Below are 23856 nucleotides of genomic sequence, written 5' to 3'. Positions count from 1 at the left end.
CATTACTGGCTGGCAAGGTCGAACGAATCAAGAACAGCGTGATGCAGGGATGTTGATTTGGGGGATGACTTGATGGTTGAGATGTTAATAGCATTAATTGCGGTTTTGATAGGGATCATCATCATTGTGATAAAGAAGCTGATTGAAGTTAGAAAAAACCCACCGTGTCAGCATTTGTGGCGTACAGATCGAATCACAGATATTTATGACACAACCTTTGGTGATCGGTCATTTGATCGAACAGAGGTGCGTTGCCAATGCAATAAGTGCGGTGTTTGGAAGAAATTTAAGGTTTAAGGAGCAATTATGAATGCAGTGGTTACGATTATGGATTGGTCTAAATACACAATTGATGGATGGCTTGAACAATTTGGGGCGTGGTGTGAAACAGCTCGTATGAAAGGAGGTGAATTGCCTGATGGACTTCATATTAATCAGATCTATTGGTTGATTCGTGAAGCGGATAAAACCCCTAAAAGCCCAAAATGCTACATCCGCTGTGAAATTACAGATTTTGAGGCGGAGCAAATTCAAGCACTGTTGCGAAGTGTGTTTAATAGCAAGTCGGTAGATTATCAAGCGAAGTATGCCGTGATGTGCTTGGTGAAGCATAAGGTTGAGAATCGTAGTTTAAGTGCGGTGGCAACACTAACTAACCAAAGCAAACCAATTGCACACATGATGATTAATTGTGGGCGGTATTTTATTCATTCACGTGATAACCGTATGAAAATTGGATAGGTATTGACTGGTATACCGCAATATGGCATATTTCTGTTATAGTGGACGAAGTTATAGTAATTCACTACCGTTTTGCAGTTTCCATGCCCACTGACTCCAATCAGTGGGTATTTTTTTATCATTTGTTTGAAATGATAGTAATAATCATTTACGATAACTTTGCATCTTGCTCTAAGTTTAGGTGTAAATTTGTTGACAGCTCGGAAAGACGAGTAAAGGCTCACTTTTTAGTGGGCTTTTTATATTTTTGATAATTCTAAAAAATGTAACAAGTGAATGTTATAATTCTAAAAAAATTTAGAGGGATTTGTAATGGGTATTAGCTTAAAAGAGATTGATATGAGGATTGATGCTTTTAGGGAAACTAAAGAACCATCAAGAATTTTAATAGGGTATAAGACATATTCAAAGCTAATGAAAGAAAATAGATTTTTAGATCAATTAAGTAAAAACTCGAATGATCCAATGGTTAGATATTATCAAGGAATTGAAATAAGAATGATCACTGAGAAGCATTTTTTTGATATTGAATAAAATGTAAATAGACACAAAAGGCGCTTAGGCGTCTTTTTTTACATCTAAATTTTATAAAGGTGCTTGTGACGTGCACAAGTAACATGATCGGGAGATTCATCATGCCAGCATACGCTTAAGGGTAGTGCGCCACCCGAAACAAGGGCGATTTGATTTGTGACGCTGTACAAATTGTTCAGCTATAAGCGCAAACGGTGGGATGCAGAAACCAGCCGTATAAATCGGTTTGAATCCAATGTGATTTCGTCACACATTGAGTTAGCCTCAGAGCCTTAAATTGTGGGTGACTCCCCGACCAAAGAAGATGAAAGACACAGAGCAGATCAATAGCTAACTTTGAGATGTTTGTTGTGTTGAGTAGCGGTAGTTCAGTTGCCGAGCTGATCAGTATCGTAATCTAAGGCAAGGATGTGGCAGATCACCACGTCCTTTTTAATTCCAAGGAGAACAACATGCTCCGAATCAAACAAATCTTCTGCCGTCACGTTTGGGAATATTCAGATTTCTTTGCAGTGAGAGAGTGTCGGAAGTGTGGGAAAATCAAAGATATTTAGTGTTAAATTTAGACACATTTAAAACCTATATAATTTAATAAAATCATGTTGTTATGGTATAATTTAACTCTATAAAAGAGGGTTAATAAGATGAATAAATTTACAGTTGAAGATCCTTATGATTTAGATATTTCTAAGCTAACTCTACGTGATGCATATGAGTTAAAAGGTCGACTTATTGATAAGATTGAATTTCTAGAAAAGCAGGATAAGGTTCAAATACTAGACTGTGAAATTGATTTTGAGCAAGTCCATGTAGCGCCTAAAGACTATGATGGTCTTATAAGCCGATTAGTTAAATCTATTGAGCAAAATAGAGCTAAAAATGAGGATATTTCAAGAATTAGGATTATCCCAAAAGCAGTAACCAAAATTGATTTTGATCAAAAGATCAAAGAGCAACAAGAATATGATAGTTAGCCCCACACTGTTGGGGTTTTTTAATGCCTAGAGGAAAGTGAAATGGAACAAGTAACAGAATTTACAATTAATCTTCTTGATGGGTCTATCAAGCAAGATGAAATTAACGCTTTTGTTGGTAAGCTTAAAAAGAATGAGTTGGATAGTGAACTCGATGAAATCAAAGAAATGATCGAGGATCAATTATCTTATTCAAACCCACTTAAATTAAAGAAACAAGCAGAGTTTCATAAACTTGGTAAACACAACCAAAAAGTGTTGGATGCGTTAAATAACATCAAGTCGAGTGCTGATGTAGCCCAAGCAATATCAGGCTTTAAAGCTATTTTTGCTTAACCTTTAGCTACGTTTCCTTTGCCCCGAAAGGGGTTTTATTTTGTCTTGGAGAAAGTGGGATGAATAAACCAACTGGTGCAACACATTATTCTAAGTTCACAGACACTTTCTACAAGAAAGGACTTACATGTAACTATGTGTGGAATGGTGAAGACTGGTTTATTTCAATCTACAAAACCTTAGATGGCATGCTTGAGATTTGAGTGAGAAAGATTATGGACAGACAGGAAGCACTAAGCAATCTCAAGCGATATGAATCAGAGATTAATAAATATCAAAGCTTATCTCGTGGTCTTATGACTCGTGAGGAAATGATAGTTATTGATCGCAAGATTAGTCAGTTAAAAGAAAGAACTAAAGCAATTAGAAGTTTGTTGAGTGATTGATATGAAACATAAAAAACTTATTGAGCGTTTAGGTGCTGAGAAGATTCAAGACATTCTAGATAACGCCCATGACGATGCTGTCTATTACGTTGATGAGTGGAACGATCATTTTAAGGTTCATGGCTATTGCACAGATAAATGCATCATTGGTGTTCACAATCCACAGACACATTATCGATTGGAAACTTTAAGAAAGTTTATTGGTGATTGATATGAAATTCCAAACAAAGATGCATGAAGTTGATGCGATTAGTGTTGATCGAGTGGTTTCATTAGCTGCTAGTGACTTCGGTAAGTTGCCTGTATGGATTAAAAAGAAATTTGAAGATTCCTGCTTGTTCATTGGTAAACATCATGTAGTTGTTCATGACATATATCACTGCCAAATTACAGATAAGGATGATGTTCTTATTTTTAATTCATCAAAGCAAATTGAGGTCATGAGTAAAAAAGACTTCTTTGATCGCTATGAAGATATGTGGGACAAGAACAATAACAGCATAGTTTGAGGTGCGTATGACCTGCCAAGGTTGTGAACAAAGACGAGAATGGTTGAGGAAACAAAGTGAACGAGCAAAAGAACGAATGCGGTTGTGTTTGCAACGGCTTACTGGTCAAGCTGATCGAGCAGAACAATCTTCTAATCAAACAGAACAATCAGTTAATTCAGATCAACAACGAACAGGCAGCACAGATCAACCATCTACTTGAGCATCTTGATTTAGAAGATGAGCAAGAGTTGGGTAGTCGAAGCTTGGATGGTGGGTGATATGTCACGACCATGCCGTGAATGGGGTTGCCCAAATCTTGTTAAGTCACGAAGTCAGAAAGGATACTGCGATGCTCATGCAGACAAGCGTAGCAATTGGAATAAACGACCAGGGAGAACAGGATCAACCACTGAACGTGGCTATGGTCATGCATGGCGTAAGCTACGTGATGTTGCATTGAAGCGTGATAACTATCTGTGTGTTCAATGCCTTAAAGAAAATAAACTCACTGAAGCAACTGACGTCGATCATGTACTAAATAAAGCCAAAGGCGGTACAGATTCGATCGATAACCTGCAATCTTTGTGCAAATCATGCCATGAATCAAAAACAGCAAGAGAGTGAGAATTATTCTCAAATAAGGGAGGGGGAGGTGAAAAGTTGAGGCTTTTCAGCTAAATGACCGCCCCCTTAACCACATTTTTACGTGAGCGAAATTAAAAATTGAGGGTCTTGACATGGGTGGGCGAAATGCGGTAGCAGGTGCAGGACGAAAACCAAAAGTCAAAGCAACAAGCGATACTGATTTTGATGATGTTTATGATATCGATGTTCCATTTCACCTTGAGCAAATGGATCAGGCTGTCACAATGTGGAAATCAATCATTCCAGAATTACTCAAAAGAAAAATCCTAAAACTTACTGATATGCACAATGTGGAAATGTTTTGCATGGCTTACCATAACCTACGTGAAGCTCAGCATGAAGTTGTTTTATATGGAGTTACTATTCAAACAGAGTCAGGAAGAATTAAAAATCCAGCTTTGACTGCTGTCAATGAAGCCTCTAAACAAATTGCCCAATTTGGTTCAATGTTGGGATTAGATCCTGCATCACGTACACGCCTGTTGGGTGGTGGAAAGCCTAAGAGTAACCCATTTGCAGAGGTGATAAATATGTAGTGAGGTCATTAAATGACAGCTTTCCCGAATGTAGATATTGCAAATAAGTGGGCTAAGCAAGTCGTTTTAAATAAAATCCCTGCATGTAAATGGGTGAGATTAGCCTGTGAACGCCACTTAAATGACTTAAAAAACAGTAAAAATAAAGATTTTTTATATAGATTTGACCCTAAATTAGCTGAAAAAAAGATAGCTTTCATTGAATTGTTGCCCCATACAAAGGGTGAGTGGGCAATGAAAAGAATGAAGCTAAGATTGGAACCTTGGCAGAAATTTGGAATAGCTTGTACTTTTGGTTGGGTTCGTAAAAATGATGGTTATCGTCGATTTCGTGAATCATATTGGGAAATTCCACGTAAGAATGGTAAGTCTGCCATTGCAGCTGGTGTTGCACTTAATATGTTCGCCAATGATGGCGAATCAGGCAGTGAAGTTTACGCTGGTGCAACCACGGAAAAACAAGCATGGGAAGTATTTAAGCCAGCTCGATTAATGGCGGTACGTTCCCCTGATTTTTTGGATGCTGCTGGAATCCAAGTTAATGCAGGAAGTCTAGAAATACCTGATGATGGTTCACTGTTTGAAACAATTGTTGGGGATCCACCTGATGGTCAGTCGCCACATTGTGCAATTATTGATGAATATCACGAACATCAAACCAATGCACAGTATGACACCATGCAAACTGGTATGGGGGCGCGTCGTCAGCCATTAATGTTTGTTATCACTACAGCTGGTTTTAATATTGATGGTCCATGCCATGATATGCGATTGCGCATTCAAGATATGTTGCTCGGTACCGTGCCAGATGATGAGCTATTTGGATATATTTGGACCATTGATGATGGGGATGAATGGACTAATCCAAAGGTATTAGCCAAAGCAAATCCTAATTATGATGTGTCTGTTTATGGTGATTACCTTGAGTCACAACAAAGAAAAGCAATAAACAATCCATCTCGTCAAAACACATTCAAGACCAAGCATTTAAACATTTGGGTTTCTGCTCGAGAGCAGTACTTTAATATGGAAAAATGGAATGCTTGTGCTGATAAAGCCTTAAAGCTTAGTGATTTTGCGGAAGATAAATGTGTAATGCCGTTGGACTTGGCATCAAAGATCGATATCTGTGCACGAATCAATTTGTTTTGGCGAATCATAGATGGAAAGGTGCATTACTACTGTATTTCACCAAACTTCTACTTGCCACATGAAACAGTATTTGAAGGTGATGAAAAAGCACTTTTAGATCGGTACCAGAAATGGGACAACATGGGGCTTTTAGATGTTCATGAAGGTGCAGAAACAGATTTAGATTTGGTAGCTTCGGATTTAATCTCTGATTCTAAAAGTCTTTCTGTTGTTGAGGTGCCTTATGACAACTGGGGCGCACGTTTAATTGCAAAACAGATTAATGATAGTGGTCTTGAAGCTGTTGAAGTAGCAAAGAACACTAAAAACTTTTCACCACCTATGAAAGAACTTGTTGCTGCGATTGCTTCAGGTCGATTCCATCATGACGGAAACCCTATTTTGTCTTGGATGGTGGGTAATGTGATCAGCAAACCAGATGCAAACAACAATGATTATCCACGTAAACAGAAAAACATATTCAAGATTGATGGAGCTGTATGTTTGCTTATGGGAATTAATCGAATACTTACTTTGACGACCAATCCTTCAGAGGACGATCTATCGAGTCATATCGAGAAACACGGGGTTAGAAGACTCTAATGAGCATAAAATCAAAAATAGGGGAGTGGCTTGGATTCAAGTCCACTCCTCTTGTTATTTCTGGACCTGATGAATTAGCACGTATTTTTGGAGCTGAATTTGTCACTGGTACAGGACAGCCTGTTACGCCATTGAGAGCCATGCAACTTGCGATTGTATTTTCGTGTGTTCGAGTGCTTTCAGAATCAATGGGTATGTTGCCATGCAGATTGTTAAAGCAGGAAGGTAAATACAAGCAACCAGCCACCAATCATAAGCTTTATGAGATTTTAAGCCTTGCACCTAATGACTATATGACTGCTCAAGAGTTTTGGGAGTTGCTCATGGTTTGTTTGTGCTTGAGGGGTAACTTCTACGCCTATAAGGTTTATGCCTTAGGTGAGGTTGTTGAATTACTTCCTCTTGATCCAAGTTCTGTTACGCCAAAGCTTAATGATGACTGGACTGTTGAGTATCAAGTTAATTTTAAGAATGGTGGCATTAAAACACTAAGCCAAAATGAAATTTGGCATGTGCGCTTATTCACTTTGGATGGTTTGACTGGTCTTAACCCTGTGGCATATGCGCGTAAATGCATCGGGCTTGGTTTAGATACAGAAGAGCACGGTGCAACATTATTTAAAAATGGTGCTGTTACTTCAGGTGTTTTAGAAACTGAAGAATCACTTACTGATGTTGCTTTTAATCGCCTTAAAACCGAATTTGATGAGAATTACACAGGATTAGCGAATACATACAAACCCATGATTCTTGAACAAGGTTTGAAGTGGAAACCTACAGCATTAAATCTTGAGGATTCCCAATTTCTAGAAACACGTGAATATCAAAAAAGTGAAATCTGCGGATTGTTCCGGGTACCACCTCATTTAGTAGCCGCAATGGACAAGATGACTTTAAACAATATTGAACATATGGGGATGAGCTTTGTGAATTACTCACTGGTTCCCTATATGACTCGAATTGAATCAAGAATCAGAGTTGGATTGCTTAATGAAAAAGATCGTAAAAATCATTATGCAAAATTCAATGCTGGTGCGCTTTTACGTGGTGACTTGAAAACACGTTATGAATCTTACGGCAAAGGTATTCAGTGGGGGTGGTTAAGCCCTAATGATTGCCGAGAACTTGAAGATATGAATCCGCGTGAAGGCGGGGATATTTACTTAACCCCGATGAATATGACAACTAAACCTGAGGATGATAGCGATGCAAAAAAAGCATCTTAATGTGCCTTTTGAAATCAAATCTGTATCAGCCACAGGTGAGTTTGAGGGCTACGGTTCGGTATTTGGTGTTGAGGATAGCTATGGTGATGTAGTTATGCCGGGTGCATTCAAGCGAACACTAAATGAATGGTCTCAAAAGGGTCGTTTGCCTGCCATGTTGTGGCAGCACAAATCAGATGAGCCCTTGGGGCCATATCTGGAAATGAAAGAAGATGAAAACGGCCTTTATGTAAAAGGCCGTTTGCTTATTGACGATGATCCACTGGCAAAACGTGCACATGGTCATTTGAAAGCAAAATCAATAGGTGGCTTATCTATCGGTTTTATTCTTCGGGATTACGAATACGACAAACAGCTTGGTGTCTACAAGCTAACAGACATTGATTTGTGGGAAGTATCACTTGTGACTTTTCCTGCAAATGATGAAGCGCGAGTTTCAGATGTGAAATCAGCGTTGGATCGAGGGGAAACCCCATCTGAAATGGAAGTAGAGCGAGCATTGCGAGATGCTGGTTTCACACTTCAACAAGCCAAAGCCTTTATGGCTAAAGGTTATGGAGCGATTGGTGCACAGAGAAATACTGAGCAAACTGATGACGCGCTTCAATCACTCAAAGACTTAAAATCCATTTTTACAGAAGGTAAATAAATCATGGCTATTGAAAAGAAAGATATTGAAGAAGTTGCAAAAGATCTAAAGGGTACGTTTGAAGACTTCAAAAAGAAAAACGACCAAGAACTTGAAGCAATCAAGTCTGAAAAGGGTAAATTGGGTGAGCAAGTTGAAAAACTTAATGAAAAATTAGGTGATTTCGACAAGCTTAAAACTGAACTTGAAAAAGAGCTTAAAGCAGCAAAACGCCCAGGTATGACTGGCGGTGAAGGTGTTGATGAGCATAAAACTGCATTTTATCAATTCCTTCGCAAGGGTGTTGATGATGGTCTTGCGGATTTAGAGCGCAAAGCTGTTCAAACAACTACTAATCCTGATGGTGGCTTTGCGGTACCAGAAGAACTTGATCGTACATTATTGGAACTTTTGAAAGATGAAAGCCCAATGCGCAGCGTATGTTCGCAAATCACTGTTGGATCGCCTGATTATAAAAAATTGGTCAATCTTGGTGGTGCTGGTTCGGGTTGGGTGGGTGAAACAGATGCACGTCCTGCAACTGGAACTCCAACACTTGCACAGCTTCAGGCAACAATGGGCGAAATCTACGCCAATCCTCAAGCAACACAAACATCATTAGATGATGTGTTCTTTAATGTTGAAAATTGGATTTCGACAGAAGTTGCACGTGAATTTGCTGAAAAAGAAGGTCATGCATTCTTGCTTGGTGATGGATCTAAAAAACCAAAAGGTATTTTAGCCAATACGTTGACTACAGAAGCCGATAAAGATCGTGCATTTGGTTCACTTCAGCAAATCCTGTCTGGCCAAGCTGGTAACTTCAATGGTGATAATCTTATTGATTTGATCTACTCATTGAAAAAAGGCTATCGAAATGGTGCCTTATTCATGATGACAAACCTGACACAAGCAAAGGTGCGTAAGTTTAAGGATTCTGAAGGGAATTACTTATGGCAACCAGGCTTACAGTTGGGGCAACCATCAACATTGCTTGGTTATGGCATTGAAGAAAACGAAGATATGCCAGAAGCTGAAGCGGATGCTAATTCAGTTCTGTTTGGTAACTTCAAACGTGGTTATTTGATTGTTGATCGCATGGGAACTCGAGTATTACGCGATCCGTACACAAATAAACCTTATGTTGGTTTCTATACCACTAAACGTACTGGTGGCATGCTTTTAGACAGTAATGCAATCAAAGCATTAACACTTAAGGCTGCTTAAATTTAACTATCAAAATATGCCTTACGCTGCGTGAGGCATATTTTTTTGGGGGAAACATGCCAATTATTACGGTAAAACAGACCTTTAAAATTGCCATTGAAAATGGAAATAAGGTCATTGAGATTGAAAAAGGTGATCAGGATGTATCTGATCGCATTGCGGAAGTTGCTGTAAACCAACTTAAAGTTGCAACATTTAAGGCGAAAGGAAAACAGAATGAATCAGTTTCTAACGCTGGAACAAGTAAAACTACACCTGAAAGTTGATCACGATGATGAAGATTCTGATATTGAGGCATTAATTGATGCCTCATTTATCGCATTCGAAGAGTCAACCAATCGCAAGCTCTATGATGAAAATGAAGCAATTCCCGAAGATATTAAAAATGGTATTCATATCAGCGATGCAATTATTCAAGGTGCTAAATTATTAATAGGTCACTGGTATCGAAACAGGGAAACCACTGGTAATTTGCAAAACTTGCCATTTGCTACAGAGTGGCTTTGGCGTAGACATCGATTTGTGAATATGGGGTGATTTATGGGTATTCCTGCAGGAGAACTACTCCACCGAGTAACCATCCAACACAAAATCACACCGGTTGATGAATACAACAATGAACTTGAGCCGATTTGGTCTGAATACAAAAAGCTTTGGTCCAAGGTTGAGTTCTTATCAGTAAAAGATACTTTAACTGCCAAAGCGGTTGGCTCAGAAACCAATGCACGGTTAAAGATTCGAAAACGAACTGACATCACCACTGAAATGCGTGTGTTGTGGAAAGATCAGACTTTTCAGATCATTTCACCACCAAAACCTGACAATGAAAACGCTGAAATCTATGTGACGTTTGAGCTGAAATTACTAGAGTAGATATGTCCAATGTTAAATTTGAAATACAAGGTCTAGAGAGCTTGGAAGAAAAATTTAAGCGTTTAAATGATCCCAAAATGCTTAAATCAGCAGTTCGTAAAGCCTTAAGGCAAGGTGCTAACATCGTACGCAATGCCGCACGTGAAGAAGCTAAAAAGTTTGATAGACCTGACACGCCTAACAAGGTTTGGAAGCAGATCGTTGTTCAAAGCGGAAGAACACGCAGCAAGAATGAATTTAAGATGCGAGTAGGTGTGAGAGGCGGTGCGAGAATCCCCTACACAAATAATGATCAGAACCGTAGATCAGGTAAGGTTGGGAAAACTTATGCAACTGATGGACACCATTTTTACTGGCGTTTCATTGAGTTTGGATCTTCTCATCAACCAGCCGCACCGTTTATGCGACCTGCATTAGTTAATAATGTGGATAATGCAACGGCTAAAGTTGCACAGGTCTTAAATGACGAAATCAATAAAGCTTTAGCGAGTGGATCATGAACATTCTCCCAATATTTGCAACACTTCAAAATTCACCAGTAAAAGACCTAGTTCAAAACCGCATTTATGAAGATGTTGCGCCACATAAAACAAAATTCCCTTATGTCGTTTGGCAACTTATAGGCGGTGTACCTAATCATAATTTGGATTGCACTCCTAAGATCGATCATTTGACCTTTCAAGTCGTGGTTTATGACACACAAGCAACACGTGCTTCAAATATTCGAAAAGCAATCAGCGTTGTTTTAGACCCACTATGCACAATCACAAACCTACATCCAAACCATGTCGAACGTATTGCCGATACCAATATTTTCGGTCGTGGATTTGATGCAAACTGGTGGTTTGATCGGTAAATCACACAACAAAGATTAATTAACCCTGACTTTTAATTAGATCAGGGTTTTTTAATGCCTGAAATATGGCAACCAAGCCGACTAGGGTAGCTCCTGAAACAATGCATTTTTCATGTTCGATGCATTTGTCGGCTCTTTTCTTTTGAACATGATTTTGTAAGAGGAAAATCTTATGAACATGATGTTGAATTTAAATTTAAGAGGCATGGTCTCCAATCAAAATGGGGAAGCTAAAACAACCAGTTACGCTGTGGCTGAGGCGTTCGGTAAGCGACATTCTGATGTGCTGCGATCAATTAAAAATATGAAATGTTCGCAAAAATTCCGTGAACGCAATTTTGCGTTTACCTTAGAAAACAAGCAGATAGGGAACACTAAAAGAAATACTGGTTTTTATCACATGACTGAGCGTGGATTTATGTTTTTAGTTATGGGATTTAATGGTGAAAAAGCTGACGCAATTAAGGAATCCTTTATTGATGCATTTGAATGGATGGCGAATCAATTAACCCAAATGTTCCAATCAAAATGGGCTCGTTACCAACAGCGTGTTGGTTATCGAGACAAGAGAAAGCAAGAGGTTAGTTGTTCTGCAAGAGATATGAATGCATGGAAGCATGAAAAACACGCTCTCGATAGTGAGATTTTCGAACTAGAAAATGGATTTCAACCGCAATTAACAGATTATCAGGTTTGATGTATTTCATTAAAACCTGCATGGTCATTTTGACCATTCAGCCAACCAACGCCACCGAAAGGTGGTTTTTTATTGCCTATAAATTGGAGAATATCATGTTTGGAATGCTTGAAAGTCTAACCAAAGCAGCCGTTTCCGTTGCTGTAACTCCTGTGACTGCTGTTATTGATGCTGTAATGATTCCTGTTGATGCCACCGAAGATGGCGAAGTGTTTCAACGTACAAAAAATACCTTAAACAATGCTTCTAAGAATTTTAATGAGGCAGTTAAACCAAATTCAGAAAATTAATCTTTTTAAAACCAACGCCACCGAAAGGTGGTTTTTTTATGCCTAAAAATTGAGGAGTAGCTACTCATGGCGAATAAAGGTGTTTTATCCAATGGTACTGATGTGTGGATTGTCCATGGCACAGTACCCACATTAACCAAGATGGGTTGTATTAAAGCCTTAGTACTTGGTGACGATAGTGCAACTGAAATTGACACTACTTGCTTGCAAGAAACCAGCACCAAAACGTCTGAATATGGTTTGAGTACACCAGGTGAAGGTTCAATTCAAATTGATACAGATCCTAAAAACCTTTCACACATGAAACTTCTTGAATTGGCTGCTCAAAAAGCCGTAGTTCAAGTATATGTTGGCTGGTCGGATGGTGTTGCTGAGCCAACATTGACAAGCGGTGAAATTGATCTACCCGCAACACGCACTTGGTCGCACTTCACAGCAATTCTACGCAAAGGTTCGCCAGTGTTTGCTGTAGATGCAATGGTCAATCATACAATTCCTATGAAACGCCAAACAGAAGTAACTGAAGAATTCAAGGTGCAACCATAATGGCTAAACTCACATTAAAATCGGCTCAAAAAGCTATCGGCATTGGTACTTTTGTTGAAAAAACAATTAAGTTCCGTGATGCGGACGGAAAAGAGTTTTCAGGTGAAGTTTTCATTAAAATTCTATCTCATGATGAAGTTGTGTCTGCAACAGATGTTTGGGGTGTGAAAAATAGCGGTGAATTAACTGTTGACCAATACCGTAAAGCATTACTTCATCAAGTCATTTATGAAGATGAGAAAACTCAATTCTTCCCTAAAATTGCGGATACTGGAACAGTTTCAACTGAAGTAATCGGGGCAATGTATGATGCTGCTGATGAGGTTGTGAACTTCTCGGGAAAGAATTGGATCTCCAACCAGATCAAGAATTCTGGTGCGAACTTGTCCTCAACGGAATTGGCGGAAGAACAATAGCTGAAGCAAAGGCAAATATTGCAAATCCAGAGTTGATGGAATGGAGATCCTACCGTAAAAAGTATGGATCTCTTTTTTTTGGTCGTAGATTAGAGCAATCCTTTGGAAACTGGATGGCGCATTACTCAAGGTTTAGAGTTAAAGAGGGTGTAGAAGTTGATGCATTTGATTTCATGCCTCACGAAGAAGCACCTAAATTGAGTTTTGAAGAAGAGCGCTTAAAAGCACTGAAAAAGAAATCTGCTTAGGTTGGTTTCTTTTCATCCTCACAATCAATGTTATTAATAGCTTTATCCATAGCTTCATCTATAACTTCGATTTGAACACCTTCTTTATGTAGATTAGCCATTACATTGAAGAGCATTTTTTGCACGGTTTTTTCATAGTCTGCAATGCTTCCAGCGTCGCGTTTAAAGCTTTCTTCAAGCCGAGATACGAGTTCAGATGTGATTGAGCGGTTATTGGCGGAAGCTGCCTTTTCTATATCTTCTTTTAGCTTAGAAGGTATTCTGAAGTTTACTTGTGAATATTCTTGAGCCATAGCAGTTCAGTAAGGTGTGAAATTATTTTAATGATATATAGCAAAACGCTTTACTTCAATAAAGTATTTTGCTATAAATTAAAACGCTATAAAGCAAATCACTTTATATGGAGTAAAAATGACACGACATGACAAGCAGCTAAATGTCCGAATGGCTCATGAAACAGTTGATGAGTTAAAAAAAGCAGCATTAGATAACCGTCGTTCTTTGACAGCACAGTTGAATACTATTGTTGAAGAATGGCTCAAACAAAACCAAAAGAGTGCGAAAGCATGAAATCAATAGGCACAAAAAAACCTTGTTCAACTCTCACATATCACAAGGTTTAGTTGCCATCACTAAGGATGAAGACTTATGACAAGTTTAACACAGAACTTTTTAAATCCAAACAATAAGCCATTTGTGATCGGTGAATTTACTATTCGCCAAGACGAAGATGGGCGTTTTTGTTTGAATGATTTGCATAAGGCAAGTGGAGGTGCTGATAAACATCAGCCAGCTTACTTTATGAGAAACAAGCAAACCAATGATTTAATCTTAGAAATTAATAACTCTGCAAATTTGCAGAGTTTAGAAAATGACCGATCTGCAAATTTGCATATCGCATTCAAAAAAATAGAAGGCGCAAAGGGTGGGACGTTTGTAGTAAAGGAACTCGTGTATGCCTATGCAATGTGGATTAGTCCTAAATTCCACTTAATGGTAATTCGTGCTTATGATTCACTCGTAATGGAATGGCTGTTAAATGGAAAGCAAACCATTTCACCTGAACAAGCTGGCATTCTCTATAACATTGTTCACACTCGTGCAAATGGGAATAAAAACCTTATTGTTCAAATGTGGAGTCGTTTAAAACATCATTTTAAATATTCAGCGAGCTACCGAGAATTACGAGCAATTCATTTTGATGATGCTAAGCACTACTTAGAGATGATGGATTTAAATGCTAAACCTGAAAAACCACAAGATAATGATGCCTTGGAAAAACTCCAATCATTTGTAGAAAACTTGGCGCACCGTTACCCAACTTTGCAAAATCCAATAGCCCATGAAATTGCAGTCAAGTTTGGTGATTTTCTTAAATACCAGAACACGGATGATGAGCGACTTGTTTACCATGTTTTAATTAGTAAGGGGAAAGTGTCTGTGATGCCTGAAACCGTACATCATACTTCGGTTGATATTGTTAAGCTTGCGGATGCTTTTAAACCTTTACATGACTACATGATGGGTTATGAAATTAGCCGTCAAGCAGAGCATCTTAGAAAGCTTGAGTTGAAGACAGTGCCTCGATAAAAATACAAACCTCCTTCGGGAGGTTTCTTTTTGATCTAATTCTTAGTATCGTGTCCTAAAAGCATAAATGGGCATTATAAGAAATGGTGATAATTTTAATTTTAGTCGCAATTGTAATCATTGCTGCAATTCTAGTTTCGCAAGATTTTTTTAAGAAAAATGATAGCCAATCTAACGAAATACAGAAAATCAATACATCAGTAAATAATAGTTCAGATGTTAATTATAATTTTAACATTGTGGGCGAAGGGTTTTATCAGCAAAATTTAAAAAAGATTGCTGGACCAAAAGAAGAAATATCAAAATTTCATGAATGTACTGCAAAAATAACATCTGAACCTACCAATAAATTTGATAAGGATGCTGTAAAAGTAGAAATAAATGGGTTGTTAGTTGGTTACTTATCTCGTAGTGATGCGCAAAAACTTGCAGGAAAAAGAATAAATAGAACTGTGGATGCTGTCATTAATGGTGGTTGGGATGATGATATTGATGAAGGTCAATATGGTGTTAAGCTAGCTGTAAAAAATGTGAGTGATTTGATATGAAAAAGATTCTTTTTTTAGGTTTATTGGTTTGGTTGAGTGGCAGTGTTTTTGCTGAAAATTATTTACAGTCTAAAAAGCAAGTTAGAAATTCTCTAGTAAGCTGCTTAAAGGATCCTGAAAACTCAAAATTTTCAGCTGCATATAACAGTTGTTTGCTTGAAGCTTCAGATAAATTCCTTGCTAAGGCTAACACTGAATTTGGTCAACAGTTTGCTAAAGCAAATACAACTACTCGTAACTCATTAGTTAGAGATAGGAATATTTACTTAAATGCAATCAAATTTTGTGAATCTTACCAAGATCTTAGTTACGATGGATTTACTAAAGAGGCTATGTGCAAGCTTAAAACAGCTAAAGATTATTTAAGCTTGCTAGTCAACGGGGGAAGCACCTTGCCTGACAATTGGAAGATTGAAGACAGAGTTGACAAGTTATTTATAGGGTACTAACACCAAATCATTAAAAACATATTTATTATAGCAAAGCTCGATTATATCGGGCTTTTTTAATGCCTGAGGAAAAGTAAATGGCTACAAAACTAGGATCATTAACGCTTGATTTGATTGCAAAAGTAAGTAGTTTTACTGGACCTATGCAAGAAGCTGAGAATAAAGCTAAGAGTGCAGGCGAAGGTATAGCTGAAAGTATGGATATTGCTTCTGTGGCAGTTAAATCTTTGGGTGTAGCGGCAGCAGGTGTATCTATTGCAGGTATTACAAACTTTGCCAATCAAACAATCCAAGCTGGAAGTGATATTAAAAGATTTGCTGAATTGTCTAACTCATCGCTTCAACAATTTCAATATTATGCGAAAGGTGCTGAAACAGCAGGTTTTAGCATGGAGAAATTTGCAGATGTAAGCAAGGATGTTTTAGATCGCCTGGGTGAAGTTTCACGTGGTGAAGGCGAAATGATGGACTTTTTTGAAAGGATTGCGCCCAAAATTGGAGTGACGGCAGCTCAATTCAAAAATCTTAGTGGTCCAGATGCTTTACAAGCTTATTACAATGGTCTCCAAAAAGCTAATCTAAGCCATGAAGAGCAAGTCACCTACATGGAGCAGTTAGCTAATGATGCTTCACTTCTAATCCCATTGTTAAAGAATGGCGGTGAAGGTTTTAACAAATGGGGTAATGCTGCAAAAGAAGCAGGCGCAATTATGTCTGATGACTTTGTTCAGAGTGCGGTTTTAGCTAAAGAGCAACTGAATCTGCTTAATCTAAAATGGGAGGGTTTTAAGAATAATGCCATAAATGATTTTGCTGTTCCTGCAATTACAGGACTATCTAGTAATTTAGAGACTATAACTAATACCTTAATGATTAGCACTGCCTATATGGCAGGTTCGTATATTCCAACAATTTACAAAAGCGTATTGGCTCAAAAAGTTAAAATTGGAACAATAATTGAAAATATTCGAGCAGAGCAATTAGCAAATGAAATAACAGCTCAAAGAACAGCACGTATTGCACATTTGTCTACTATGGAGCTGGCAAATGCTGAAGCTCAACTGGCAAGAATGTCAGGGATGGCGAGAGTAGCCTATTTAGAAAAAACCGTTTTACCTTTAAGGCAAGCAAATACCGCAGCATTGGCGGCTGACACTATTGCTCAGAATGCAAATAATGCATCAAAATCTTTAGCGGTAAGAGTTGGAAGTACCTTAAGTGGTGTTTTAGGTGGTCCTATTGGTCTTGGTGTTATGGCAGCTTCCGCAGCGGCAGGGTTTCTTTTAATGAAAGATTCTTCTAAGGATACTCAAAGTGCATTAGAGGATCAGGGGCTATCTGTTGATGAGCTGAAAGTTAAATATAGTCAACTCAATGCTGAACAACTGAAGCTTAAAGCATTAGATGCTGCTGATGCTATCGAAGAACAGAATGAAAAAATAGCCTCATCCTTAACCTCACTCAAACAGTATATAAGTGATTTAAATGCTCAGGGTAAAACTAGTGAAGCTAGTTCGTTGCAACAATATTTGGATGATCTTAAGACAGGCGGCGAGCGAGCAGAAACAGCATTTTCTAGACTTGAAAAGCAAAGTATTGTTAGTCCACATTCATTAAAAATGGCTGCTCAGGTTGGAACCAATGTTAAGGCAAGCAATACTGAAATTGAAAAGCAGAATCAAATTCTAAGCATTGCTTCTAACAAGCATATTGATCATGCCAAGGCGGCTAAAACTGGTGCAGAGGGAGTTGCCCTTGTTGGTAAAGAGGCAGTTGGTGCAGCTTCTAAGGTCAAGAATTTAGGAGAGGAAGTTCAGAAGTTTATTAATGATACTTTAAATTCTACAACTGATAACTTAAGAAAATACCAACTTATTTCTCAAGGTTATTCTGCTGCTACTGCAGATATGATTCTGGCTGCCGAAAAAGTTGAGGGTATCAATGGCAAAGGCATGCCTTTGTCAGTTTTTTCAATCTCAGCTCTTGCCACTCAAGTCTTATCACAAAAAAGACTGACAGATTTAACAGATGCAAGAATTGAAGCTGAAAAGAAAGTGAATGACCAACTTAAGGAGCAAGCCAAAGCCTTAAAAGTTAATGCGCTAGTTGCTTCAAATGCATTAAAGGCAAATGCAACCGCATTGGAAACAGCTAATAAATTACCAAAAGGATTGTTGTCAGCTGTAAATATGGTTGAGTCCCCGAATAGCAATACTGCAACTAGCCCTGTAGGTGCAGGTGGTCCAATGCAATTTATGCCCACTACAGCGGATCAATATAAAGTTGACATTAAGAGTGTTGAATCTAGTTATAAGGGTGCATCAAAATACCTCAAAGATTTGTTAAAAATGTTTGATGGTGATCTTGAAAATGCCCTAAGAGCTTATAACTGGGGACAGGGCAATATGCAGAACTTTTTAAAGTACGGTTCTGGCATGAAAAAAGTTGGAGGTAAATGGCAAGAGGGATATTTTGCTGATCGACCAATGCCTAAGGAGACACGTGAGTATTCAGGTAAAGTCATGAGCTATATGGCTGGTGCAAGTGGACAGAAATTTGATGCCAGCTATACCGTTAATGATTATTTAAAAAGTGTAGATTCGGTAACTGCGGCACTAAAAAAACTTGAAGATGAAAAGAAAACTCTAATTGAGTTCTACGACGACTGGCAAAAACTTGAAAACAATAACTCTGAGCAAGTTAAGAAGATACGAGAAGCATTTGCTAAAGATCCAAAGGCAATGGAATACTACTTGTCTTTACAAGCTCAAGCTTATCAAAAAGATGTGGAAAACTACATTAGAGCAGGTGACGATAGGGTCAAAGCTGAATATCAAGCAACACAAGAGATTATTGCTGCTCGTCAAGCTGCATACAACAGTCTAAACGATCCTATTTATGCGATGCGTGATAAAGGTGTTGAATCCAGAGCGCAAGCTTCTATGACTCCAATGCAATATCAATCATGGCAATTAAATAGCGAACAACAGGAAGGTTATTCTCAACTTGGAAATGACTTGATGGATGCGGTTAATGCAATCAATGAGAGTCAAATTCTTTCTGAACAAGAAAAGTATGACCAACTTAAAAGTGCACATAAAGACTATGTGAATTCCAAGTCTGCTTTAGATGTTTTGTATGATAAACAGACTAAAGATTTGGCGAGAAGTCAGCAAATTGAGCAAGTGAATATGTGGGGTGGAATTCTTTCCACAGGTCAGAATACATTTTCTCAATTGGCTCAGTCTGCCAAAGATGGTTTAGGTGAGCAATCATCAACATATCGCACTATGTTTGCAATGCAACAAGCTTTTTCTGTGGCATCTTCAATGGTTGCCGCTTGGACAGCTTATACGACAGCATTTGCCGATCCAAGTGCAATGACTTTAACTCAGAAATTTGCAGGTGGTGCAGCGGTTATGGCGGCATTGATGCCAGCTTTAACTACAATTGGATCTATATCCATACAAGGTATGGCTCACAACGGTATTGATAATATTCCAAGTGAAGGTACTTGGTTGCTTGATGGTGGTGAGCGTGTTTTAAATCCCCAGCAGAATAAGGATTTGACGCGCTATTTGAGTGAGTCACGTTCCAATCAAAATACACAGTCTGCTCAGGTTAGTGTTAATCCCCAAATTGTGATTCTTGATGAAAGAAAAGCAATGGGTGATTACCTGCAAAGTAGAGAGGGTGAACAGATCATTCTGAAAACCTTAAAACGTAATGGTTATGCCAGATAAGCCTCAGCAGAGGCTTTAATTTTTTGGAGTATGTATGAAAAATCTATTATGGCTTTGCACTGGCTGTTTGATTGGTCTATCAATTAAGAAACCAAGTGAACCAAAGTATGTTATTAAAACCTCAAATGACGGTGGATCAATAGAAACAGTTCTAAAAACAAAAGAATCTAAAAATGCGATTTTGAAAGTTTTAACGAAACATAACTGTCAATAGATTAAGCAAGAGGACACAATGAAAATACAAACCCAATTCGGCACAGTGAATGTATTAACAAACTGCCCTTTGCTTGATTCGACTGAATACTTAGAGTTTAAAACCGAAGTCCATGAGAATTACGACGGCTCAGAAGGTCGTTTAAATTTACGTGATCAGCCAAGACAAGAGTTGCGTTTTAAATATGTGACTTTTAAAAAAGCCTTAGGTGATATGTTCCATATGCTCTACGCGAATCTACGTGGGTTGTGGGGCATTCCAATGAAACAGATTAAACTAAAAATTCCTGATTTGGCTTCAGACTTTTTACCCTTTGACACCAAACTTACTAAAGCCGACTTCCGAGTCGGTTTTATTTTGCTTGAATCAAATGAAGGGGTTCAGGCTGCTGAGATTACAGAAATTGGTCGTTATGTCGTAACTCAGCAAGAAATTCGAGATCCTGAAACAGTCGAGATCATCCAGGATGAGATCGTTGAATTTGAAGATGGGTTTAGATTTTCAGAAAGTATCACAGCAACCAATGCTTATATGACACCTTTACGAATCTGCATTATTGATGGTGACGCAAGTATTGCAGCTTCAGGGTTTTATGCAGGGCAAGAAATTACATTCAAGGTCCTTGATGAAGATTGTCCGGATGATGAAGGGGATGAACCTGAACAGTACAAAGGCGAGGATATTTATTTCAAGCCATTGGTTTTAGAAGGCGATTCATTATCAATGGCACTCACTCAACACCAAGTGATTGTAGATGGAGAAATAGGCGGTTTCCAAGACTTTACGAATTGGGAAAAGCCAAGATACACCAAACCTTTTAAATCAATTCTAAAGTCAAAAGAAGAATATTCACAGTATAAGAATTTCTTATTCAGACGGCTTGGGAAATACAAAGCCTTTTGGATGCCCCTTTATGAAATGCATCTGAATATTTTGAATACAGGTAATATCACCACTTCATTAAGCACGAATACAAAGTATTTGCTTGAAGCAGATCGTAAGCATATTGCTGTGAAACAAAACAACGGAATCTGGACTGCACACACTATCACTGCAAAAACTGGCGGATCATTAACCGTATCACCAGCAATCAATATACAGCGTAAAGACATTCAAACCATTTGCTATTTAGGTCTCTATCGTTTAGCAGCAGATAGTGTTGAATTTTCATTTTTGGGTAATTCAATCACTCAAGTCACAGTACCAATTGTGGAGCTTCATTCATGAGTAAAAATCGTAAAGAGCTTTATCAATTTAAACATGGTAATAATGTTTGGTATTTTACAAGCTCATCAAAAGCTGTGGTGCATAATGACATTACTTATAGACCGATTCGCGGTTTAAGTCGTTCAGATATTGAAGATGCAGGCATTGATAAATCTGAATTTGAAATTACATTTCCACAAATTAAATTATTAAATGTTGATCAAATGGATTTACTGGCTTTGTTTATTAACAAAATATTCATGAATTCAGTTTATGTTGAAATTATTGAATTAAATAATAATCAAAGTTTGGTTTTATTTCGTGGTCGTGTAACAGTACCGTCTTTTAATGAAGAGCAAAAGACTTTAAGTTTAACGGTTTCATCTGATGAAACTTATCAGCATAGAAATATTTTAACTCGAAAATTTCAAAGATCATGCCCGAATAAAATTTATGATCGTTTTTGCGGTTTGAATTTTGAAAAATGGTCATCTAAAGCAGTGGTTATGAATATTTCAGGTCTTACTGTCGATGTCGCATTTTCACCGAGTATTACAATTGATGAATCTATTGATGTATATGGAAATTCAGTAAAAACCACCACAACCATAAACAGCTCAATATCTTCTAATATTGTATCTAAATCAGAAACAATTTTGATTGAAACGACTGATAAAGACACAGGTGAAATCACAACAACGACAGAGATAAATGAAATATTTTCTCGTGAAGATATCCAACCTTATTCACGCGGTTTGATTATAAAAGATGGTATTGAAGTTTATATTGTAAATTCAAATGGATTATCACTTGGATTATATCGACAATTTCCGAATTTAAAAGTCGGGGATATTGTTTATATTGCTATGGGTTGTAATCAATCTTTTGAATCTTGCAAAACATTTAAAAATAACTCACGCTTTATGGGTTTCCCATTTATGCCGAGTTCAAATCCTGTAAACGATCAGATTATTAAATGAGGGTGAAATGGTCGCTATCGTTGCGCTAGTCGTATCCCTTTTAGTTGGTGTATACAACTACTATCAAATGCGTAAAATGCAGAAAAAAAACAAGGTCGAGCCTAGTCAATTGGATGGTTCAATTGTTGATGAAGGAAGTTCTTTTTCTGATATTGCGGGAAGCCCACATATGCACGGATTTGTCACATGGATGGGTAATGAATCAACTGAAGCGATAAAAAGCAAAGGTGGGAAAAAATGATTATCACAATGCAGGATATACGAAAAGCCAATATGTGTGCTCGCGGAACGCGGGCCTTTTTTTTGGCACAAGGCTGGGATTTTCAGGATTTTCTTAAGAACGGAATTGATCTGGAAATTGTTAAGGCATCAAAGGATGCGATGGCGCAGCAAGTTGTGGAGATAATTGAAAATGGGCGGGAGTAGCAAGCAAACAGTCGGATATAGATACTATGCAGGGTTAATGGTTGCCATTGGGAATCCAATTGAACAACTGCTAGACATCAACCCTGATAATCGCGGTTGGATTATGACGCCAGAGCAAAAACAACAACTGAAAGCAGGTCACGCATCTGTATTTATTAATAAACCAAATTTATTTGGGGGTGATAATGGAGAGGGTGGTTGGGTTGGGTTGCTTGATGTTTATGTTGGTAAAGATGAACAACCTCAAAGCGAATATTTAGCAAAACAAATTGACAAAGATGTATCAGCATATCCTTCTTTATCATATTTGGTTTTTGGTGGTGTTGAGTATAAAAGTATAATTAAATGGATGCCTGAATTTCCCACTGGTAAAAGAGCATTGGATAAAGGCTTTCAACTTGTTTCAATGTCTGGAATGCTTAAAGATTTTATGCTTTGGGTAAAACGAATTCATGTGAAGAATAATGGTGAAGCGCAGTGGTATGACGAGAAGTCAGAGATTGGTAGGATTTACAGCAATTCATCAAGCTCTGAGGTGTATAGAAGATTCCCTATTGTTATGAATGGTCAGGTAAGTTGGGATGATGCAAGTGGCTTTCATACTGAGGGCTGGGGTACAGGTCGGTTTCCTTTTTTTGAAACTCAGCAGAGTTATCACAACAATGGGAGGGAGAATGGCCCTGCACTTGATGTCAAGCCAAGTATTGTTGCTGTGCAACCTGTATTAAGTGAGCATGATATTGAATTTGATGCAAAAGATGGGACTATTGTTCCCCCTACCACATGGAAGTCTTACCCACCTGATAGCGACGGTGCGCAAAATAGCGTGATTGTTCGTCATTTTTATTTTGAAGGATACTTCGACTGGAGAGCGAGTGAATTTGACTACAAAGCTGTAATCTCTGGCAATAACGCGGGGATTGTCATTTTTAAAAAAAACGAATCAGGGGCTTGGGTAGCTTATCAAAGTATCAGCGCAAACTGGAGCGACGGCTTTTCTTATGTGAAAGGGAAGTTTTTTCTTGAGACAGGAACTTATAAAATTGGCGTAAGCATGGGCGAGAGATATTTAACTGCAACTACACCACGACCATTCGTTCACTTACTCGTAAAATATCAAGCTACACATGAGTTCGATGATCCAGATTTAGACATAAACCCAATTCATAAAATACGTGAAATACTTACAGATGATACAGCAATGAATAAATCAGAGTCGCTTATTAATGATTCTAATTTTATTAAAATGGCAAATAGAATTTGGGATGAAGGTCTTGGTATTTCTTGGTGTATTCAAGAGAAATCATGCAAAGAAG

General features: G+C 38.0%; 36 protein-coding genes and 1 pseudogene. 36 read left to right on the top strand and 1 reads right to left on the bottom strand.

Going from position 1 to position 23856, the window contains the following annotated elements; translation table 11 throughout:
* Positions 1-306: 306 nt before the first annotated feature.
* From EXE10_RS17260 to EXE10_RS17150, 25 genes are all read left to right on the top strand, one after another.
* Positions 307-741 carry a hypothetical protein gene (locus EXE10_RS17260; protein WP_130114196.1) on the top strand — a complete coding sequence of 145 codons (435 nt, stop codon included), beginning with the start codon at positions 307-309 and terminating at the stop codon, positions 739-741.
* Positions 742-1053: 312 nt separating this feature from the next.
* Positions 1054-1275, top strand: coding sequence for a hypothetical protein (locus EXE10_RS17255; protein WP_068974390.1), 222 nt, complete (start codon positions 1054-1056; stop codon positions 1273-1275).
* Between the two features lie 644 nt (positions 1276-1919).
* Complete coding sequence (locus EXE10_RS17250; RefSeq protein ID WP_130114195.1) at positions 1920-2249, top strand: hypothetical protein; 330 nt, start codon at positions 1920-1922, stop codon at positions 2247-2249.
* 42 nt (positions 2250-2291) lie between these two features.
* Entirely contained in the window at positions 2292-2585 is a 294-nt protein-coding gene (locus EXE10_RS17245; protein ID WP_130114194.1) for a hypothetical protein, read from the top strand.
* Positions 2586-2644: 59 nt separating this feature from the next.
* Positions 2645-2788, top strand: coding sequence for a hypothetical protein (locus EXE10_RS21550; protein ID WP_165383039.1), 144 nt, complete (start codon positions 2645-2647; stop codon positions 2786-2788).
* A gap of 12 nt (positions 2789-2800) precedes the next feature.
* Positions 2801-2971 carry a hypothetical protein gene (locus EXE10_RS21545; protein WP_165383038.1) on the top strand — a complete coding sequence of 57 codons (171 nt, stop codon included), beginning with the start codon at positions 2801-2803 and terminating at the stop codon, positions 2969-2971.
* Between the two features lies 1 nt (position 2972).
* On the top strand, positions 2973-3182 hold the full coding sequence (locus EXE10_RS17240; RefSeq protein ID WP_130114193.1) for a hypothetical protein: 210 nt from the start codon (positions 2973-2975) through the stop codon (positions 3180-3182).
* A gap of 1 nt (position 3183) precedes the next feature.
* Positions 3184-3480, top strand: a complete 297-nt coding sequence (locus tag EXE10_RS17235) for a hypothetical protein (RefSeq protein ID WP_130114192.1) — start codon at positions 3184-3186, stop codon at positions 3478-3480.
* Between the two features lie 7 nt (positions 3481-3487).
* Positions 3488-3682, top strand: coding sequence for a hypothetical protein (locus tag EXE10_RS17230; RefSeq protein ID WP_165383037.1), 195 nt, complete (start codon positions 3488-3490; stop codon positions 3680-3682).
* A gap of 59 nt (positions 3683-3741) precedes the next feature.
* Positions 3742-4086, top strand: coding sequence for an HNH endonuclease (locus EXE10_RS17225; RefSeq protein WP_130114190.1), 345 nt, complete (start codon positions 3742-3744; stop codon positions 4084-4086).
* Positions 4087-4199: 113 nt separating this feature from the next.
* The gene (locus tag EXE10_RS17220) at positions 4200-4643 is read left to right on the top strand and encodes a phage terminase small subunit P27 family (protein WP_130114189.1); all 444 of its coding nucleotides are present in this window, start codon (positions 4200-4202) and stop codon (positions 4641-4643) included.
* 12 nt (positions 4644-4655) lie between these two features.
* Positions 4656-6377 (top strand): terminase large subunit, encoded by a 1722-nt coding sequence (locus EXE10_RS17215; protein ID WP_130114188.1) that lies wholly within the window; start codon positions 4656-4658, stop codon positions 6375-6377.
* Positions 6377-7603: a phage portal protein gene (locus tag EXE10_RS17210; protein ID WP_130114187.1), complete on the top strand. Its 1227-nt coding sequence runs from the start codon at positions 6377-6379 to the stop codon at positions 7601-7603. Before EXE10_RS17215 ends, EXE10_RS17210 begins: the two co-directional genes overlap by 1 nt.
* On the top strand, positions 7584-8252 hold the full coding sequence (locus tag EXE10_RS17205; RefSeq protein WP_171478513.1) for an HK97 family phage prohead protease: 669 nt from the start codon (positions 7584-7586) through the stop codon (positions 8250-8252). The genes EXE10_RS17210 and EXE10_RS17205 overlap by 20 nt, the downstream gene beginning before the upstream one ends.
* A 3-nt stretch (positions 8253-8255) precedes the next feature.
* Complete coding sequence (locus tag EXE10_RS17200; protein ID WP_130114186.1) at positions 8256-9458, top strand: phage major capsid protein; 1203 nt, start codon at positions 8256-8258, stop codon at positions 9456-9458.
* Positions 9459-9514: 56 nt separating this feature from the next.
* Entirely contained in the window at positions 9515-9724 is a 210-nt protein-coding gene (locus tag EXE10_RS17195) for a hypothetical protein (protein ID WP_130114185.1), read from the top strand.
* Complete coding sequence (locus EXE10_RS17190) at positions 9675-9995, top strand: head-tail connector protein (protein WP_130114184.1); 321 nt, start codon at positions 9675-9677, stop codon at positions 9993-9995. The genes EXE10_RS17195 and EXE10_RS17190 overlap by 50 nt, the downstream gene beginning before the upstream one ends.
* 3 nt (positions 9996-9998) lie before the next feature.
* The gene (locus EXE10_RS17185; protein WP_130114183.1) at positions 9999-10331 is read left to right on the top strand and encodes a phage head closure protein; all 333 of its coding nucleotides are present in this window, start codon (positions 9999-10001) and stop codon (positions 10329-10331) included.
* Positions 10332-10333: 2 nt separating this feature from the next.
* On the top strand, positions 10334-10831 hold the full coding sequence (locus EXE10_RS17180) for an HK97-gp10 family putative phage morphogenesis protein (RefSeq protein ID WP_130114182.1): 498 nt from the start codon (positions 10334-10336) through the stop codon (positions 10829-10831).
* Positions 10828-11187 carry a DUF3168 domain-containing protein gene (locus tag EXE10_RS17175; protein WP_130114181.1) on the top strand — a complete coding sequence of 120 codons (360 nt, stop codon included), beginning with the start codon at positions 10828-10830 and terminating at the stop codon, positions 11185-11187. The genes EXE10_RS17180 and EXE10_RS17175 overlap by 4 nt, the downstream gene beginning before the upstream one ends.
* A 172-nt stretch (positions 11188-11359) precedes the next feature.
* Positions 11360-11884, top strand: coding sequence for a Rha family transcriptional regulator (locus EXE10_RS17170; RefSeq protein WP_130114180.1), 525 nt, complete (start codon positions 11360-11362; stop codon positions 11882-11884).
* A gap of 95 nt (positions 11885-11979) precedes the next feature.
* Entirely contained in the window at positions 11980-12174 is a 195-nt protein-coding gene (locus EXE10_RS17165; RefSeq protein ID WP_130114179.1) for a hypothetical protein, read from the top strand.
* Between the two features lie 66 nt (positions 12175-12240).
* Entirely contained in the window at positions 12241-12720 is a 480-nt protein-coding gene (locus EXE10_RS17160) for a phage tail tube protein (protein WP_130114178.1), read from the top strand.
* A complete protein-coding gene (locus EXE10_RS17155; protein ID WP_130114177.1) occupies positions 12720-13136 on the top strand; it encodes a hypothetical protein in 417 nt (138 codons plus the stop codon). The genes EXE10_RS17160 and EXE10_RS17155 overlap by 1 nt, the downstream gene beginning before the upstream one ends.
* Before the next feature lie 35 nt (positions 13137-13171).
* Positions 13172-13384 carry a hypothetical protein gene (locus EXE10_RS17150; protein ID WP_130114198.1) on the top strand — a complete coding sequence of 71 codons (213 nt, stop codon included), beginning with the start codon at positions 13172-13174 and terminating at the stop codon, positions 13382-13384.
* On the opposite strand, the gene EXE10_RS21975 is transcribed toward EXE10_RS17150, so the two are convergent.
* Positions 13381-13677, bottom strand: a complete 297-nt coding sequence (locus tag EXE10_RS21975) for an Arc family DNA-binding protein (protein WP_228256856.1) — start codon at positions 13675-13677, stop codon at positions 13381-13383. The genes EXE10_RS17150 and EXE10_RS21975 overlap by 4 nt on opposite strands.
* Before the next feature lie 118 nt (positions 13678-13795).
* On the opposite strand from EXE10_RS21975, the gene EXE10_RS17140 reads away from it, so the two are divergent.
* From EXE10_RS17140 to EXE10_RS21965, 11 genes and pseudogenes are all read left to right on the top strand, one after another.
* Positions 13796-13954 (top strand): Arc family DNA-binding protein, encoded by a 159-nt coding sequence (locus EXE10_RS17140; protein WP_130114176.1) that lies wholly within the window; start codon positions 13796-13798, stop codon positions 13952-13954.
* A gap of 78 nt (positions 13955-14032) precedes the next feature.
* Complete coding sequence (locus EXE10_RS21970; RefSeq protein ID WP_228256855.1) at positions 14033-14974, top strand: KilA-N domain-containing protein; 942 nt, start codon at positions 14033-14035, stop codon at positions 14972-14974.
* Positions 14975-15057: 83 nt separating this feature from the next.
* Positions 15058-15522 carry a hypothetical protein gene (locus tag EXE10_RS17130; protein WP_130114175.1) on the top strand — a complete coding sequence of 155 codons (465 nt, stop codon included), beginning with the start codon at positions 15058-15060 and terminating at the stop codon, positions 15520-15522.
* Entirely contained in the window at positions 15519-15971 is a 453-nt protein-coding gene (locus EXE10_RS17125) for a hypothetical protein (protein WP_130114174.1), read from the top strand. The genes EXE10_RS17130 and EXE10_RS17125 overlap by 4 nt, the downstream gene beginning before the upstream one ends.
* Positions 15972-16048: 77 nt before the next feature.
* The gene (locus tag EXE10_RS17120) at positions 16049-19714 is read left to right on the top strand and encodes a transglycosylase SLT domain-containing protein (RefSeq protein ID WP_130114173.1); all 3666 of its coding nucleotides are present in this window, start codon (positions 16049-16051) and stop codon (positions 19712-19714) included.
* A gap of 34 nt (positions 19715-19748) precedes the next feature.
* Entirely contained in the window at positions 19749-19928 is a 180-nt protein-coding gene (locus EXE10_RS17115; protein WP_130114172.1) for a hypothetical protein, read from the top strand.
* A gap of 18 nt (positions 19929-19946) precedes the next feature.
* Positions 19947-21155, top strand: coding sequence for a hypothetical protein (locus EXE10_RS17110; RefSeq protein WP_130114171.1), 1209 nt, complete (start codon positions 19947-19949; stop codon positions 21153-21155).
* The gene (locus EXE10_RS17105; RefSeq protein ID WP_130114170.1) at positions 21152-22114 is read left to right on the top strand and encodes a phage BR0599 family protein; all 963 of its coding nucleotides are present in this window, start codon (positions 21152-21154) and stop codon (positions 22112-22114) included. Before EXE10_RS17110 ends, EXE10_RS17105 begins: the two co-directional genes overlap by 4 nt.
* 7 nt (positions 22115-22121) lie before the next feature.
* Entirely contained in the window at positions 22122-22355 is a 234-nt protein-coding gene (locus EXE10_RS17100; protein ID WP_130114169.1) for a hypothetical protein, read from the top strand.
* Entirely contained in the window at positions 22352-22540 is a 189-nt protein-coding gene (locus tag EXE10_RS17095) for a hypothetical protein (protein ID WP_130114168.1), read from the top strand. Before EXE10_RS17100 ends, EXE10_RS17095 begins: the two co-directional genes overlap by 4 nt.
* A pseudogene (locus EXE10_RS21965) lies at positions 22527-23856 on the top strand (hypothetical protein); the annotation flags it as partial. The gene EXE10_RS17095 and the pseudogene EXE10_RS21965, both read left to right, overlap by 14 nt.

Source organism: Acinetobacter sp. WCHAc060033 (assembly GCF_004209125.1).
Lineage (GTDB): Bacteria > Pseudomonadota > Gammaproteobacteria > Pseudomonadales > Moraxellaceae > Acinetobacter > Acinetobacter wuhouensis.
The sequence above is the reverse complement of the archived record's forward strand: the minus strand, read 5'-3'. Positions and strand labels throughout refer to the sequence as shown.